The organism is Pseudomonas sp. MB-090624, assembly GCF_003205245.1.
In the GTDB taxonomy this organism is placed as follows: domain Bacteria; phylum Pseudomonadota; class Gammaproteobacteria; order Pseudomonadales; family Pseudomonadaceae; genus Aquipseudomonas; species Aquipseudomonas juntendi.
In genome coordinates, this window is the sequence record NZ_QJRK01000030.1 from 19,224 (window position 1) to 34,262 (window position 15,039).

A 15,039-nucleotide genomic window follows, 5' to 3' on the forward strand; every position below is an offset into this window, starting at 1 on the left:
TGTACCTGTGGGAGCGGGCGTGCCCGCGAAGAGGCCAGAACAGGAACGCCTGGTCCCACAGGTCCGGCACCGGTTTCGAAACCTGTGATGTACCTGTGGGAGCGGGCGTGCCCGCGAAGAGGCCAGAACAGGAACGCCTGGTCCCACAGGTCCGGTACCGGTTTCGAAACCTGTGATGTACCTGTGGGAGCGGGCGTGCCCGCGAAGAGGCCAGAACAGGAACGCCTGGTCCCGCAGGTCCGGCACCGGTTTCAAAACCTGTGATGTACCTGTGGGAGCGGGCGTGCCCGCGAAGAGGCCAGAACAGGAACGCCTGGTCCCACAGGTCCGGCACCGGTTTCGAAACCTGTGATGTACCTGTGGGAGCGGGCGTGCCCGCGAAGAGGCCAGAGCAGGAAAGCCTGGTCAGCGGACCAGATGCAGGAACTGCATGTGCCGCTCGTACTGGTCGAGGATGTCGTTGATGATCTGCTCCTTGCTGTAGCCAACCAGGTCGTAGTTCTGGCTGCCTTCGCTCAGGTACACCTCCGCCCGGTAGTAGCGGCGGTTCTTCAACTCCTGCGTGCCCAGCCCACCCAGGGCGAACGATGGCGTGAAGTAGCCACGCATCTGCACCTGGTAAATGAACGGCTGTTCTTCACCATGCCCCACTTTCAGGCTGACGTTGTCGTGGCTTGGGTCATCCTGGGTAATCAGCACCAGGCCTTTTTGCTCGAACACCTCACGCACATCGGCAATCGCCGGACGCACCACATCGTCCATGAAGCGGTACACCTCGTCACGCGACGGGAAGTGCACCGCCTGGCTCAAGCGCTGGCGCCAACCGCCACGGCCGCGGCGTGACTGGGCGAACGGTGCCAGCGAGTGCATTTGCGCGATCTGCCGTTGCGACTCCAGGTAGAACGCCTTGTGCAACCCCCACATCATGCACAGCAAGATCAACGAGAACGGCAGCGAGGTCAGTACCACCGCCGACTTCAGCGAATCGATGCTGCCCGCGAACAGCAGCGCACTGGTGACCAGCGCGGTCATCGCGCCCCAGAAAATGCGCAGCCAGTTCGGCCCGTCCTCATCGGCATCCCCACCGGTGGCCGACAAGGTCGACAGCACCACGGTGCCAGAGTCGGCCGAGGTGACGAAGAACACGAAACTGATGAACACCGTGGTGGCGATCACCACCTTGCTCCAGGGGTAGGTTTCCAGCAGCAGGTACAGGCTCATGGACGGGTTGTCCAAGGCCGACTGGCCCAGCGCGGTCATGCCGTGGTTGATGACCTGGTCCAGGGCACTGTTGCCGAAGATCGACATCCACGCCAGGGTGAAGCCCAGCGGGATCAGCAGCACGCCAAAGACGAACTCGCGGATGGTACGGCCGCGGGAAATGCGCGCAATGAACAAGCCCACGAACGGCGCCCAGGCAATCCACCAGGCCCAGTAGAACACTGTCCAGCCACCCAGCCAGTCGCGGTTCTCACCGTAGGCATACACGTCGAAGCTCTTGCGCGGCAAGGCGCCCAGGTAATCGCCAAGGTTCTGGATGAGGGTGTTGAACAGGTGCTGGGTAGGCCCGGCGAACAGCACGAACAGCAGCAATGCGCAGGCCAGGAACAGGTTGACGTCGCTCATTACCCGCACGCCCTTCTCTACCCCGGCAACGGCTACGGCCACCGCCGCGCCCATCATCAGGGTGATGAGGATCACCTGCACCCACTGGCTGTGGCTGATGCCGAACAGGTAATCCAGGCCGGCGTTCAGGTGCAGCACGCCAAAGCCCATGTCGGCGCCCAGGCCGAACACGGTGGCGATGATGCCGAAGCCGTCCACCGCATAACCGATCGGCCCGTTGATGCGCTTGCCGATCAGCGGGTACAGCGCCGAACGCAGCGCCAGCGGCAGGTTATGGCGGTAGGCGAAGTAGGCCAGCGCCATGCCGACGAAGGCGAACACGCCCCAGCCATGCAACCCCCAGTGCAGGAACAGGATCTGCATGGCCTGGCGCCCGGCCTCGGCAGTGCCCGCTTCGCCTTGGGGCGGCTGCAGCATATGGGTCAGCGGTTCGGACACACAGAAGAAGAACAACGTAATGCTGATGCCAGCCGCAAACAGCATGCCGGCCCATGACAGGTAACTGAACTCGGGCTCGTCGTGGTCGGCACCGAGCTTGATCTTGCCGTAGCCGGACAAGGCGGTGACCACCACGAAGACCAGGTACAGCGTCATTGCCAACATGTAGTACCAGCCGACCGTATTGGCCGCCCAGTTCTGCGCCGCCAGCAACCAGTCGCCTGCGGTTTGCGGGTTGGAGATGACCACCAGGCCGAAAATGAGGATGAAGCTTGCCGCAAAGTAGAACACCGGCGGGTTCATGCGGATCTTGCTGTTGGAAAGGGATGGGGTCGGTGCACTCATGGGGCAGGCACCTCGTCAAAAGACGTGAGGTTCGGAATGAACGGGTTCAGCAAAGGAATCCTCCTGTTGAACACCGGCAGCGGACCAGCGTTTTTCATTGAACAAGCGTTCAAGTTAAACATGGATCGGTGTTCAATGCGAATTGGGGCGCCGACTGGCGCGCTTCTGGCCCGGCCTTTTCGCGGGTGAACCCGCGCCTGGCGCGCACATCGGTCGCTCGCTGTGCGGTCCTTGTAAGAGCCCGTTTCACCTTGAAAAGTGCCGGTGCACGCCAGGCAAATTTCAGGTCAATGCTTGTCTTGGCAATCCAACTGCAAGTTGGCCTGGGTGATGTTGCTGTCGGCTGGCACACTGCGGGTCAGCCACACGTTGCCGCCAATGGTCGAGCCTTTACCGATGGTGATGCGCCCCAGTACCGTGGCGCCGGCATAGATCACCACATCGTCTTCGACGATTGGGTGGCGTGGCAGGCCTTTGTGCAAGGTGCCCGACTCGTCGCTTGGGAAACGCTTGGCGCCAAGGGTCACAGCCTGGTAGATACGCACGCGCTCGCCGATGATCGCGGTTTCGCCGATGACCACCCCCGTACCGTGGTCGATGAAGAAACTCGGCCCGATCTGCGCGCCAGGGTGAATGTCGATACCGGTGGCTGAATGCGCCAGTTCCGAACTGATGCGCGCCAGCAGTGGCAGGCCTGCCCGGTACAGATGGTGCGCCAGGCGGTGGTGGATGATCGCCAGGATGCCCGGGTAGCACAGCAGTACCTCATCGACGCTACGGGCCGCCGGGTCGCCGTGGTAGGCAGCCAGCACATCGGTGTCGAGCAACACCCGCAGCGCTGGCAAGGCTGCCGCGAAATCCTGTACCAGCCTCAGCGCGTGAGCATCCACACCGGCCAGCTCGGCCTGGCTTTGCCGGGCGGCGTAACGCAGCTCCAGGCGGGCCTGGGCCAGCAAGGCGGTCAGGGCGGCATCGAGGGTGTGGCCCACGTAGAAATCTTCACTTTCTTCGCGCAGGTCGACCGGGCCCAGGCGCATAGGGAACAGCGCACCACAGAGTTGCTCGAGGATCTGCCGCATCGCCTCGCGCGACGGCAGCTCGCGGCCACCCTGCTCGCCGCTGCTGCGGCCATTGCGGGTGCGCCACTGCTCACGCGCGCCGCGCAGGCCGGTTACGATGCTCTGCAACTGCCAGCGCCCGGATAATGGTTGTTCGCTCACGGTTTTCTCCTGCCGTATAGGCCATCGGGTTGTTTCGCCATGCCCGCGAAAGGGCCGGGCGTGCCTGCGTGCAATCCACTCTACGGCAAATCCGCCTCTTGGAAAAAACTACGCTTTATTCCATCCTGCGCCCTGTCGGGCACACCCTGCGGTGACGGCGCAGGCAACCTCGCCTACCCTCAAAGCAATCACGCTCTGATAACGAACAAAATGGAAATAACAAAATAATTTTTTATTATTTCCAGGCCTAAAAAGCCAACTCTATAGTCGCCACCCTCTCCCTACACAACACGCGCGGGGCTCTGCCATGTCGAAGTTCGCCAAACCGCTACTCAATGCCAGCCTGGCCCTTGTGCTGGGTGCTGGTCTGCTCGGCCAGGCCTTCGCCGGCGAAGAGCTGAAAACCATTCAGGAAAAAGGCGTGATCAACGTCGGCCTCGAAGGCACCTACCCGCCGTTCAGCTTTCAGGATGAAAACGGCAAGCTGACCGGTTTCGAAGTCGAGCTCTCCGAACTGCTGGCCAAAGAGCTGGGGGTCAAGGCCAAGATCCAGCCAACCAAGTGGGACGGTATCCTCGCCGCGCTGGAGTCCAAACGGCTGGACATCGTGGTCAACCAGGTGACCATTTCGGAAGAACGCAAGAAGAAGTATGACTTCTCCGAGCCTTACACCATCTCCGGCATCCAGGCGCTGATCCTCAAGAAGAAGGCCGAGCAGCTGAATATCAACGGTGCGCAGGATCTGGCCGGCAAAAAGGTCGGCGTGGGTCTGGGCACCAACTACGAGCAGTGGGTGAAACAAGACGTACCGAAAGCCGAAGTGCGCACTTATGAAGACGACCCGAGCAAATTCGCCGACCTGCGCAACGGCCGCATCGACGCCATCCTGATCGACCGCCTGGCGGCGCTGGAATACGCGCAGAAAGCCAAGGACACAGAACTGGCCGGCCCTGCCTTCTCGCGCCTGGAAAGCGGCGTGGCTCTGCGCAAGGGCGAGCCTGAACTGTTGGCGGCCATCAACAAGGCCATCGACAAGCTCAAGGCTGACGGCACGCTGGCCAAGCTGTCGGAAAAATATTTCGGTGCCGATGTCACTAAATGATCGCCGAAAGCCTGCAACTCGTAGCCGACTCCGCGCCCTTCCTGCTCAAGGGCGCGGGTTACACCGTACTGCTCAGCGTGGGCGGCATGTTCTTCGGCCTGGTGCTGGGCTTTGCCCTGGCGCTGATGCGGCTGTCTAAGATATTGCCGCTCAACTGGCTGGCGCGGATCTATGTGTCGTTCTTTCGCGGCACGCCGCTGCTGGTGCAACTGTTCGTGATCTATTTCGGCATGCCGCAGATCGGGATCGAACTCGACCCGATCCCGGCCTCGCTGATTGGCCTGTCGCTGAACATGGCGGCTTACATCTGCGAAATCCTGCGCGCGGCGATTTCATCGATTGACCGTGGCCAATGGGAAGCTGCGGCCAGCATCGGCATGACCCGGGTGCAGGCCATGCGCCGGGCGATCCTGCCCCAGGCCCTGCGCACCGCCCTGCCACCGCTGGGCAACAGCTTCATTTCGCTGGTCAAGGACACCGCCCTGGCAGCCACCATCCAGGTACCCGAGCTGTTCCGCCAGGCCCAGCTGATTACCGCACGCACCTTCGAAGTGTTCACCATGTACGTGGCGGTGGCGGTTATCTACTGGGTGCTGTGCAGCATCCTCGCGCACTTCCAGAACCGTATGGAAGCGCGGGTCAACCAGCATGACCAGGAGCATTGAGCATGATTGAAGTCAAAGGCCTGACCAAGCGGTTCAAGGGCCAGACCGTGCTCAACGGCATTGACCTGACCGTACAGCCCGGCGAGGTGGTGGCCATCATCGGCCCCAGCGGCTCGGGCAAGACCACCTTCCTGCGCTGCCTGAACCTGCTGGAAACGCCCGACGCCGGGCAGATAAAGATCGGCGCCATCAGCATCGATGCCAACCGCCCACTGGGGGGGCAGCAAAGTGCGATCCGCCGGTTGCGCCAGCAGGCCGGGTTCGTGTTCCAGAACTTCAACCTGTTCCCGCACCGCACAGCCTTGGAAAACGTGATCGAGGGGCCGGTGATCGTCAAGAAGACCCCGCGCGAACAGGCTGTCGAACTGGGCCGCCGCTTGCTGGCCAAGGTTGGCCTGGCGGGCAAGGAAGATGCCTACCCGCGTCGCCTGTCCGGTGGCCAGCAGCAGCGGGTGGCCATCGCCCGCGCCTTGGCCATGGAGCCCGAGGTGATTCTGTTCGACGAGCCGACCTCGGCGCTGGACCCGGAACTGGTGGGTGAAGTGCTGGCGACCATTCGCGGCCTGGCGGAAGAAAGGCGCACCATGGTCATCGTCACCCACGAAATGAGCTTTGCCCGGGACGTGGCTAACCGGGTGATCTTCTTCGACAAAGGCGTGATCGTGGAGCAAGGCGAGGCCAAAGCGCTGTTTGCGGCGCCGAAGGAAGAGCGTACCCGGCAGTTCTTGCGCAAGTTCCTTGGGACTGCTGCTTCCGAGTAGGCCTGCTCTGGGCCCTTCGCGGGCTCGCCCGCTCCCACAGGGTTAACGCTGTGGGAGCGGGTTCATCCGCGAAGAGGTCGGCGTAGCCGCGGAAATCTCTCCTTCTATATATATTCCAAAGAGTTAGTTCATTAAATTTTTATAAAGCTTTAGGGTATATCAACCGGACCACCGGACCAGCACACGTTCGCCGCGACCAGCTGTAGCGGCTTTACTTTTCGCGAGGTCAGGAATGGTCAGCATCACAATTTCCCCAGTGCGTAACGCCAGGGCATTGAGTACAGCCAAGGAGCGGTACTGATGTCCAGCCAACCCAACAGCCTATTACACAGCGATCTCGACAGCGCTCCCCCGTTGCTGCCAGCCAAGGTGTTGCGCAACGACGCCGAAGCCTTGCAAGCGGCACGCGAACTGGCCGAGGTCGCCCGCGAGCATGCCGCCCGCCGCGACCAGCAACGCAAGCTGCCATGGGCCGAGGTCGAGCTGTTCACCCGCAGCGGGCTGGGTAGCATCAGCGTACCCAAGGCCCACGGTGGCCCCGATGTTTCGTTCGCCACCATCGCCGAAGTGTTCCGCCTGATCAGCGCCGCCGACCCGGCCCTGGGGCAGATCCCGCAGAACCAGTTCGGCATCCTGCAATTGCTGCGCCTGACGGCAAGCGAAGCGCAACAGGCGTTTGTTTTCCGCAGCGTGCTCGAAGGCTGGCGCATCGGCAATGCCGGGCCCGAGCGCGGCAGCAAGGACACCCTCACGCTCACCGCGCGTATCACCCGCAACGGCGACGGTTATCGCATCAGTGGCGAGAAGTTCTATTCCACCGGCGCCCTGTTCGCCCATTGGGTGGCGGTCAAAGCCCTGGACGACGACGGCCGTCAGCGCCTGGCGTTCGTACGTAGAGGCAGCCCGGGGTTGCGCATCGTCGATGACTGGTCCGGGTTTGGCCAGCGCACCACCGCCAGCGGCACGGTACTGCTGGACCAGGTGCCGGTGGAGGCGGCGCTGGTGATCGACAACTGGCGCCAGCGCGATATACCCAATACCCAGGGCGCGGTCTCGCAGTTGATCCAGGCAGCAATCGATGCAGGTATCGCTGAAGCGGCCATCGAAGATGCGATCAAGTTCGTTCGCGAGAAGTCGCGGCCTTGGGTCGACGCCAATGTCGAGCGCGCCAGCGACGATCCTTACGTGATCGCTGACGTCGGGCGCCTGAAGCTTGAACTGCATGCGGCGCAAGCGTTGCTGCGCAAGGCCGCGCAGGTGCTTGACGAGGTCAGCGCCGCGCCCGTGGATGCCGCGAGCGCGGCGCGCGCGTCCATTGCGGTGGCCGAAGCCAAGGTGCTGACCACTGAAATTGCCCTGCAGGCCAGCGAAAAGCTGTTCGAGCTGGCTGGCAGCCGCGCCACCCTTGCCGAATTCAACCTCGACCGCCACTGGCGCAACGCCCGGGTGCACACGCTGCATGACCCGGTGCGCTGGAAGTACCACGCGGTTGGGGCTTACCACCTTAACGGGACCTTGCCCGCGCGGCATTCCTGGATCTGAATTCAATGGCCTTGGGGGCTGCTTTGCAGCCCATCGCGACACAAGGCCGCTCCTACCCGTGGCGCGGACCGGCATGGAACCGCGTATCCCTGCAGGAGCGGCCTTGTGTCGCGATGGGCCGCATAGCGCTCCCAAGGCCCGGAGAAACCCATGACCATCAGAATCATCACCAGCGACACCCAAGCCCTGCATGTCGCCGACGAAATCGCCCAACAACTGCGCCGCGACAGCGCCCTGCGCGACCGCGAACGCCGGCTGCCGCACAGCGAACTGGACCTGTTCACCCGCTCCGGCCTGTGGGCCATCAGTGTGCCCAAGGCCTTCGGCGGCGCTGGCGTTTCCAACGTCACCCTGGCCAAGGTCATCGCCCGCATCGCCCAGGCCGACGGCTCGCTGGGGCAGATCCCACAGAATCATTTCTACAGCCTGGAAGTACTGCGGGTAAACGGCAGCCCCGAACAACAGAAGCGGCTGTATGGCGAAGTACTGGCCGGCCGCCGTTTCGGCAATGCCCTGGCCGAACTGGGTACCAAGACCGCCAACGAACGCACCACCCGCCTGAGCCGTGACGGTGACGGCTTTCGCATCAATGGCCGCAAGTTCTACGCGACTGGCGCCATCTACGCCCAGCGTATTCCCACGTCGGTGGTCGATGAACAGGGCGTGCAGCACCTGGTGTTCGTGCCGGCCGATAGCCAGGGCGTGCAGGTGATCGACGACTGGAGCGGCTTCGGTCAGCGCACCACCGGCAGCGGCTCGGTCCTGTTGGACAACGTTTACGTCAGCGCAGCGGACGTGGTGCCTTTCCAGACCGCCTTCGAGCGCCCCACCCCGGTCGGCCCGCTGGCGCAGCTTCTTCACGCCGCCATCGACACCGGCATCGCCCGCGCCGCCTACGAGGATGCCCTGCACTTCGTGCGCACCCGCAGCCGACCATGGGTCGACGCAGGCCTGGACAAGGCAAGCGATGACCCACTGACGCTGAAAAGCTTCGGCCACCTGGCGATCCGCCTGCACGCGGCCGAAGCCCTGCTGGAACGCGCTGGCGAATACCTCGACCGCGCCCGCAACGACAGCACCGCCGACACCGTCGCCGCGGCGTCCATCGCCGTGGCCGAAGCGCGTGCCATCAGCACGGAAATCGCGCTTGCCGCCGGCACTGCCCTGTTCGAGCTGAGTGGGAGCCAAGCGACGCTGGCCGAGCACAACCTCGACCGCCATTGGCGCAACGCCCGCGTGCACACCTTGCACGACCCGGTCCGCTGGAAATACCACGCCATCGGCAATTACTACCTCAACGACGTCAACCCGCCACGCCGGGGGACCCTCTGATGGCCAAGCATATCCTGCTCAATGCCTTCAACATGAACTGCGTAGGGCACATCAACCACGGCCTGTGGACCCACCCACGGGACACCTCGACCCAGTACACCAGCCTGGAGTACTGGACCCAGCTCGCACGCCTGCTGGAGCGCGGCCTGTTCGATGGGCTGTTCATCGCCGATATCGTCGGTACCTACGATATCTATGGGCAATCGCTGGACGTCACCCTCAAGGAGGCCATCCAGTTGCCAGTCAATGACCCCTTGCTGCTGGTTTCGGCCATGGCCGCCGTCACTCGCCACCTGGGTTTTGGCCTTACCGCCAACCTGACCTACGAGGCGCCGTACCTGTTCGCCCGACGCCTATCCACCCTGGACCACCTGAGCCAGGGCCGGGTTGGCTGGAACATCGTCACCGGTTACCTCGACAGTGCCGCCCGGGCCATGGGCCTGGCACAGCAACCCGAACATGACCGCCGCTACGACCAGGCCGACGAATACCTGCAGGTGTTGTACAAGCTGCTGGAGGGCAGCTGGGCCGACGACGCGGTGGTCGCTGACCGCGAGCAGCGCATCTATGCCCGCCCCGACAAGGTGCGCAAAGTGCAGCACCATGGCGAGTTCTACAAGGTCGACGGCTACCACCTGTGCGAGCCCTCGCCGCAGCGCACCCCGGTACTGTTCCAGGCAGGCAGTTCGCAACGCGGCCTGGGCTTCGCCGGGCAACATGCCGAATGTGTGTTCATCAGCGCTCAGGACAAGACCGGAGCCCGCGCCCAGGTCGAGCAGGTACGCGCGGCTGCCTCGGCTGCCGGGCGCGACCCACAGGCGGTCAAGGTATTCATGGGCATCACGGTGATCGTCGCGGCGACCGAGCAACAGGCCCAGGCCAAGCATGCCGAGTATCTGCAGCACGCCAGCGCCGAGGCCGGCGTCGCACATTTTGCGGCCTCGACCGGCATTGACTTCGCGGCCTATGCACTGGACGAGCCGATCCCCTTCAGCCAGGGCAACGCCATTCAGTCAGCCACGCGCCAGTTGCAGGGCAACGCCTGGACCCGCCGGCGCCTGTTGCAACAGCACGCGCTGGGCGGGCGCTACGTGAAGGTGGTCGGCGACCCCGAGCAGGTCGCCGAACAGTTGATCGCCTGGCTCGACGAGACCGGCCTGGACGGCTTCAACCTGACCCGCACCGTCACCCCGGAGAGCTTTGAAGACTTCATCGACCTGGTCGTTCCTCAACTGCAACAACGCGGCCGCTACAAGACCGCGTACGCCGAGGGCACCCTGCGCCAGAAACTGTTCCAGGCCGACCACCCGCACTTGCCCGCCGACCACCCTGGTTCGGCTTACCGCTTTACCCGCACCCCTACCCCTGCACCGACTGGAGCCCTGCACCATGCTTGAAAAACTGTTCCGGCCCGTCGTGGCCATCGCCCTGTCCCTCGGCCTGTGCGCCACTGCCCAGGCCGCCGAACCCCTGAAGATCGGCACTACCTCGGCCTTTGCGATCCCACTGGAAGCCGCCGTGGAAGAAGCCCACAAGCAAGGCCTGGAGGTGAAGCTGATCGAGTTCAGCGACTGGATCGCGCCCAATGTCAGCCTCAACAGCGGCGACATCGACGTGAACTACTTCCAGCACATCCCGTTCCTGGAGAATGCCAAGGCGGCTGCGGGCTTCGACCTGGTGCCCTATGCACCGGGCATCATCAACAACGTGGGGCTGTACGCGAAAAAGTACAAAAGCTTCGCCGACCTGCCTGAAGGGGCGAGCGTGGCCATCGCCAACGACCCGATCAACAGTGGCCGCGGCCTGCAACTGCTGGCCAAGGCCAGGTTGATCACGCTCAAGCCGGGGGTTGGCTACAAAGCCACCGAGGACGACATTGTCGCCAACCCGAAAAAGCTGAAGATCCTGCAAGTCGAAGCCGTGCAGCTGGTGCGTGCCTATGACGACGCCGACCTGGTGCAGGGGTACCCGGCATACATTCGCCTGGCCAACAGCTTCGATGCCAGTTCAGCGCTGCTGTTCGACGGTCTGGAAAACAAGGAGTACGTGATTCAATTCGTGATTCGCCCGCAGAGCAAAAACGACCCACGCCTGGCACAGTTCGTCGACATCTACCAACATTCGCCTGCCGTACGCGCAGCGTTGGACAAGGCTCACGGCAAGCTGTACCAGGCCGGTTGGGAAGGCTGACATGAGCCAGGCCAGCGCATTCAAGGCGCCCACCCCCCAACCGCGAGCGTCAACGGCCAGGGAGCACGCCCTGCACCCGGAAATCAATCAAGCCCATGTACGCTTCATCGGCCTGGGCAAGACCTACCCTGGGCAGGCGCAACCCGCCTTGCACGGCATTGACCTGAACATTCGCCAGGGCGAAGTGTTCGGCATCATCGGCCGCAGCGGCGCCGGCAAATCTTCGTTGCTACGCACCATCAACCGCCTGGAACGCCCCAGCCACGGCCGGGTACTGATCGACCAGGTGGACATCGCGGCGTTCGATGACGACCAGCTGGTGGCGCTGCGCCGGCGTATCGGCATGATCTTCCAGCATTTCAACCTGCTGTCGGCGAAGACGGTGTGGCAGAACGTCGAGCTGCCCTTGAAGGTGGCGGGCGTGGCCAAGGGCGAGCGACAACGCAAGGTCCGGGAGCTGCTGGCACTGGTCGGCCTGCAGGAGAAACACCACGTGTACCCCGCGCAATTGTCAGGCGGGCAGAAACAGCGCGTGGGCATTGCCCGGGCACTGGTGCATGACCCCGAGATCCTGCTGTGCGACGAAGCCACCTCCGCGCTGGACCCGGAGACCACGGCCTCGATCCTGGAACTGCTGCGCGATATCAACCGGCGCCTGGGCCTGACCATCGTGCTGATTACCCACGAGATGGCGGTCATCCGTGATATCTGCCACCGGGTGGTGGTGCTGGACCGCGGCGAGGTGGTCGAGCAGGGCGAAGTCTGGCGTGTCTTCGGCGCCCCTCACCACGAGGTCACCCGAACCCTGCTTGCGCCGCTGCAAGCGCGGCTGCCTGCGGCGCTGCAAGCCAGCCTGCAGGCCCACCCCACAAGCCGTGACTGCGCCGTGGTATTGCAACTGAGTGTACTTGGCGAGCCTGAACTTTCTGCCCTGTTCCACGACCTGGGCGGTCGCGTGCGCTTGCTACAGGGCGGCGTGGCGACCATTGGCGAGCACGCCCTGGGCCAGTTGATCCTGTCGGTGCAGCACGCACCGCACGATACCCAACAATTGCTGCAACGCGCCCGCCGTTGGGCGGACAACGTGGAGGTGCTGGGCCATGTGGTTTGATCGTCTGCTGGAAGGCTTGCTCGATACCCTGCTGATGGTTGGCGTGTCGTCGCTTATCGCCCTGCTGCTGGGGGTACCCCTGGCACTGCTGCTGGTCACCAGCGGCAGGGGTGGCATATTCGAGGCAGCCTTGCTGAACCGGGTACTGGGCGCCTTCGTCAACCTGTTCCGCTCAATCCCGTTCCTGATCCTGATGGTCGCGCTGATCCCGTTCACCCGGCTGGTGGTGGGTACGACCTATGGTGTGTGGGCGGCGGTTGTCCCGCTGACCATCGCCGCCACGCCGTTCTTTGCCCGGATCGCCGAGGTCAGCCTGCGCGAAGTCGACCATGGCTTGGTGGAAGCCGCGCAGGCCATGGGTTGCCGGCGCTGGCACATTGTCTGGCATGTGTTGTTGCCCGAAGCGTTGCCGGGCATTGTCGGCGGTTTCACCATCACCTTGGTGACCCTGATCAACTCCTCGGCCATGGCCGGGGCGATCGGTGCCGGAGGGCTAGGCGACATCGCCTACCGGTATGGCTACCAGCGCTTCGACAGCCAGATCATGCTGACCGTGATCGCCATGCTTGTGGCGCTGGTGGCGTTGATCCAGCTGGGTGGCGACCGATTGGCAAAAGGCTTGAACAAGCGTTGAGTTTTTCGCGGCCCAACCCGCGAAGAGGCACTCAACCCCAGCGCAAATCGGCAGCCGGCACCGGCCGCCCGAACCAGTACCCCTGCCCCAGCTGGCACTGCTCCTGCAGCAGGAAGGCGGCCTGCTCTGCCTGCTCGATACCCTCGGCATGCACCTGCATGCCCATGCTGCGGGCCAGGGCGATGATCACCCGCACGATCGCGATGTCATCCTCATCCAGCGGCAACCCGGCAACGAAGCCCTGGTCGATTTTCAGCTTCTGAACGGGCAAACGCTTGAGCCGCAGCAGCGAAGAATAGCCGGTGCCGAAGTCATCAATGGCCAGGGTCACGCCAAGCTCACGTAAGCGGTGAAGTTGCTCCAGCGCCACCTCCGGGTCTTCCATCACAGCGCTTTCGGTCACTTCCAGCTCCAGCAAGGCGGGGGCCAGGCCGGTGTCGTGCAGGACGTCGGCCACTTGCCGGTACAACTCATGCTGGCCAAACAGCCGGCTGGAGATGTTCACCGCCACGAACGCCAATTGCCGGCCTTGCGCCTGCCACTGCACCATTTGCCGGCAGGCCTGGCGCAGCACCCAGGCATCGATCTCGGCAATCAGGCCGGTACGCTCGGCGATCGGGATGAACTCGCCCGGCGGCACCAGGCCGCGCTGCGGATGCTGCCAGCGCACCAACGCCTCGACCCCGACCAGGCTGCCGGTCGCCAGGTCGTGGACTGGCTGGAAAAACACCCGCAGTTCGTCGTGCTCCAGTGCGCGGCGCAACTCGCCCGCTGTTTCAACCCGGTGCTGGGCGTGGGCCGTCAGTTCTTCGGTGTACAGCGCATAGCAGGCTCGCCCATTGCCCTTGGCCTTGTACAACGCCGAATCGGCGTTGCGCAGCAACTGTTCGGCACACAAGGCATCGCTGGGGAACAGGCTGATACCGGCACTGACACTGATGAACAACCGATGGCCATCGAACAGGAACGGCTCGCGCATGCGCTCGATGATGCCCTGCGCCAGTTTGCCTGCCTGGCCGACTTGCTGGCAGCCTTCGGCCAGCACGCCGAACTCGTCACCGCCCAGCCGGGCCAAGGTCACACCATTGCCCAGTATCTTGCCCAGGCGCTCCCCCACCAGCCTCAGCAACTGGTCACCGATGGTGTGGCCAAGGCCATCGTTGATGCTCTGGAAGTGGTCCAGGTCCAGCAGCAGCAGGGCGCACCCACGCTTGTTGGCCTGCGCCGCGGCCAGGGCCTGCTCGACGCGGTCGTTGAACAGCAAGCGGTTGGGCAGGCCGGTCAGCGGGTCGTGGTGGGCCAGGTAGGCCAGTTCCTGCTCCGAATGCTTGATCGCGCTGATGTCACTGAACACGGCCACGTAATGGCTCAGCTCACCCTCGTCATCGTGAATAGCGCAGATGGTCTGCCATTGCGGGTAGATTTCGCCGCTTTTGCGCCGGTTCCAGATTTCGCCGCTCCACTCGCCCTTTTCAGCCAGGGTGGCGTAGACCTGCTGGTAGAAGGCCTGGCCATGGCGGCCCGACTTGAACTTGCTCGGGCGCTGGCCGATCACCTCGTGCTGCTGGTAACCGGTAATGCGCATGAAGGCACGGTTGACGTGCACGATCAGGCCCTGGCGGTCGGTTACCAGCACCCCTTCCAGGGTACTGTCGAACACCGCGGCGGCCATGCGCAGGCGTTCCCGGTCTTCGCAGCGCAACCGCGCGCCATGGCCGATGAAATGCAGCAGCCGCACCCTGGACAGATAAATCAGCAAGGCACTGCACAGCACCCACACCACCACGTTGATCTGCCGCCCCACGGTCAATGCCAGGGGGTCGTCGGTCATGCTCTGCAGCATCACCTCGGCCAGCACCAGCCAGAGGATCGAGAGCACCACATAGAGCGCGGCCATGCGCAAGGCGTCGCGAACGGAAACAGACATGTCGGGTGGGATAGCCCATTGAAAAGAAAGGGGCATTATAAAGGCTGAAACATGTCGTGACCTCCTGTCTGAACAGTTGACTGGTTTTATTTCCCCACCAAGGGATAATCGACCCTTCCCCCCGCATTTCGAGGGCATTTACATCT

General features: G+C 63.4%; 12 protein-coding genes. 9 read left to right on the forward strand and 3 right to left on the reverse strand.

What is annotated here, in order from left to right:
• Positions 1-405 precede the first annotated feature (405 nt).
• On the reverse strand, positions 406-2,409 hold the full coding sequence (betT, locus tag DMX12_RS17275; protein WP_110678921.1) for a choline transporter BetT: 2,004 nt from the start codon (positions 2,407-2,409) through the stop codon (positions 406-408).
• A 287-nt stretch (positions 2,410-2,696) separates the two neighbouring features.
• The gene (gene epsC, locus DMX12_RS17280) at positions 2,697-3,629 is read right to left on the reverse strand and encodes a serine O-acetyltransferase EpsC (protein WP_110678923.1); all 933 of its coding nucleotides are present in this window, start codon (positions 3,627-3,629) and stop codon (positions 2,697-2,699) included.
• A gap of 307 nt (positions 3,630-3,936) precedes the next feature.
• On the opposite strand from epsC, the gene tcyJ reads away from it, so the two are divergent.
• The 9 genes from tcyJ to DMX12_RS17325 all read left to right on the forward strand — a co-directional run bounded on the left by tcyJ (position 3,937) and on the right by DMX12_RS17325 (position 12,966).
• On the forward strand, positions 3,937-4,731 hold the full coding sequence (tcyJ, locus tag DMX12_RS17285; RefSeq protein ID WP_054914109.1) for a cystine ABC transporter substrate-binding protein: 795 nt from the start codon (positions 3,937-3,939) through the stop codon (positions 4,729-4,731).
• Positions 4,728-5,396, forward strand: a complete 669-nt coding sequence (gene tcyL / locus DMX12_RS17290; protein ID WP_054914110.1) for a cystine ABC transporter permease — start codon at positions 4,728-4,730, stop codon at positions 5,394-5,396. The genes tcyJ and tcyL overlap by 4 nt, the downstream gene beginning before the upstream one ends.
• A gap of 2 nt (positions 5,397-5,398) precedes the next feature.
• Positions 5,399-6,157: an L-cystine ABC transporter ATP-binding protein TcyN gene (gene tcyN, locus DMX12_RS17295; protein WP_029884774.1), complete on the forward strand. Its 759-nt coding sequence runs from the start codon at positions 5,399-5,401 to the stop codon at positions 6,155-6,157.
• 300 nt (positions 6,158-6,457) lie between these two features.
• Positions 6,458-7,699, forward strand: coding sequence for an SfnB family sulfur acquisition oxidoreductase (locus DMX12_RS17300; RefSeq protein ID WP_110678925.1), 1,242 nt, complete (start codon positions 6,458-6,460; stop codon positions 7,697-7,699).
• Positions 7,700-7,849: 150 nt separating this feature from the next.
• Positions 7,850-9,031 carry an SfnB family sulfur acquisition oxidoreductase gene (locus tag DMX12_RS17305; protein WP_110678927.1) on the forward strand — a complete coding sequence of 394 codons (1,182 nt, stop codon included), beginning with the start codon at positions 7,850-7,852 and terminating at the stop codon, positions 9,029-9,031.
• A complete protein-coding gene (locus tag DMX12_RS17310) occupies positions 9,031-10,428 on the forward strand; it encodes an LLM class flavin-dependent oxidoreductase (protein ID WP_110678929.1) in 1,398 nt (465 codons plus the stop codon). Before DMX12_RS17305 ends, DMX12_RS17310 begins: the two co-directional genes overlap by 1 nt.
• Positions 10,421-11,221, forward strand: coding sequence for a MetQ/NlpA family ABC transporter substrate-binding protein (locus DMX12_RS17315; protein WP_110678931.1), 801 nt, complete (start codon positions 10,421-10,423; stop codon positions 11,219-11,221). Before DMX12_RS17310 ends, DMX12_RS17315 begins: the two co-directional genes overlap by 8 nt.
• Before the next feature lies 1 nt (position 11,222).
• Complete coding sequence (locus DMX12_RS17320) at positions 11,223-12,332, forward strand: methionine ABC transporter ATP-binding protein (RefSeq protein ID WP_110678933.1); 1,110 nt, start codon at positions 11,223-11,225, stop codon at positions 12,330-12,332.
• Positions 12,322-12,966, forward strand: a complete 645-nt coding sequence (locus tag DMX12_RS17325) for a methionine ABC transporter permease (protein ID WP_009682222.1) — start codon at positions 12,322-12,324, stop codon at positions 12,964-12,966. The genes DMX12_RS17320 and DMX12_RS17325 overlap by 11 nt, the downstream gene beginning before the upstream one ends.
• A gap of 31 nt (positions 12,967-12,997) precedes the next feature.
• Here the strand turns inward: DMX12_RS17325 and dibA are convergent, their stop codons facing one another.
• Positions 12,998-14,893, reverse strand: coding sequence for a phosphodiesterase DibA (gene dibA / locus DMX12_RS17330; protein WP_110678985.1), 1,896 nt, complete (start codon positions 14,891-14,893; stop codon positions 12,998-13,000).
• Positions 14,894-15,039 lie beyond the last annotated feature (146 nt).